This window comes from Nonomuraea longispora, assembly GCF_004348345.1.
GTDB classification, from domain to species: Bacteria; Actinomycetota; Actinomycetes; order Streptosporangiales; family Streptosporangiaceae; genus Nonomuraea; species Nonomuraea longispora.
In genome coordinates this window covers 1-1,275 of the sequence record NZ_SMJZ01000435.1, presented here as the reverse complement: position 1 = coordinate 1,275, position 1,275 = coordinate 1, and the positions used below count along the sequence as shown (strand labels likewise).

The window sequence follows — 1,275 nt, the reverse complement described above, 5'->3', positions numbered from 1 at the left end:
GGACCCGTCGCAGCAGGACCCGTCCCAGCAGGACCCCTCGCTCAAGGACCCGTCGCTGCAGGACCCCGCTCAGAACCCCGACCTGAAGACGCCGGACCTGAAGACCCCTGAGGTGAAGACGCCGGACCTGCCCCAGACCCCCTCCGCGACGGACCTGTCCGGCGTGCCTCAGACTCCGGGCAACCCCGGTCCCACCACGCTCGGGCCGGGACCCACCGGGCCGGGCGCTCCTTCGGGCAGCGCCCCCGCCACGCAGCTCGGGAGCGCGGCGGCGGCGCCTCCTGGCGGCGGGCGGCCCGGGGCGGGCGGCATGCCGATGGGCATGATCCCGCCCATGATGGGCGGCGCCGGGCAAGGCGGCCAGGAGCGCGACCGGGACCGCGCCAGGCTCCCGCTGGTGGAGGACGAGGCATTCGAGACCGATGACATGGGCGGCCCGTCCGTGGTCGCATGACGGTGATCACCGAACGCGTCCGCGGCTACCGGCTGCTGGAACGGGCAGGCCAGGACGGCCCCTGGGCCGTGCACCTGGCCCGGTCCGCGGCGACCGGGACCGACGTCCTGGTCAAGACGCTCGCCTGCCACCGGGTGGACAAGCGGGCGCTCAAGCGGATCATACGCGGATTCGGCTTTCCCGAGCCGCTGGCCGCCCACGCGGGCGTGATCCCGGTGCTGGAGGTCGGGGCGACGGGCGACGGGCGGCCGTACCTGGTGACGCCGGTGCACGAGGGACTTACGCTGGGCGACCGGCCCGGCCGCAGCCTGCCGATGCCGCCCGCCCAGGCGGCGGGGCTGCTGCGGGCGGTGGCCGGGGCGCTCGCGGCCACCCACGCGGTGGACGGCGTGCACGGGCGCGTCAAGCCGGAGAACGTCATCGTGACGGCCGGCGGCGTCGCGCTCACCGGGTTCGCGATGTCCGCGCTGATGTCCATCGTGGAACTGCCCGACGGGACCGTGCCCTCGGTGCACGCGGCGCCGGAGGAACTGGAGGGCCGCGCGCCGGAGCCCGCGTCGGACGTGTACGCGCTCGGGTCGATGGTGTACGAGCTGCTCGCGGGGCGGCCCGCGTTCCCGCTCGACGGGCCGGGGAGCACGGCCAGGTTCACGCTCGGGGTCCTGACGGAGAGCCCTCCGCCGCTGCCCGCCGGTGTGCCGGGCGAGCTGGCGGACCTGGTGATGAAGGCCACCTCCAAGGACCCCGACGCCCGTCCGGCCGCCGCCGACCTGGCCGCCTTCACCATGAGCGCCGGCGCACCGCGAGGAGCGCCCCCGCTC

General features: G+C 75.9%; 1 protein-coding gene and 1 pseudogene. Both read left to right on the top strand.

Annotated features, from left to right (window positions below; translation table 11 throughout):
- A pseudogene (locus E1267_RS45225) lies at positions 1 to 454 on the top strand (hypothetical protein); the annotation flags it as partial.
- A partial coding sequence (locus E1267_RS43795) for a serine/threonine-protein kinase (protein ID WP_132342222.1) occupies positions 451 to 1,275 on the top strand: 825 nt, incomplete at its 3' end. The pseudogene E1267_RS45225 and the gene E1267_RS43795, both read left to right, overlap by 4 nt.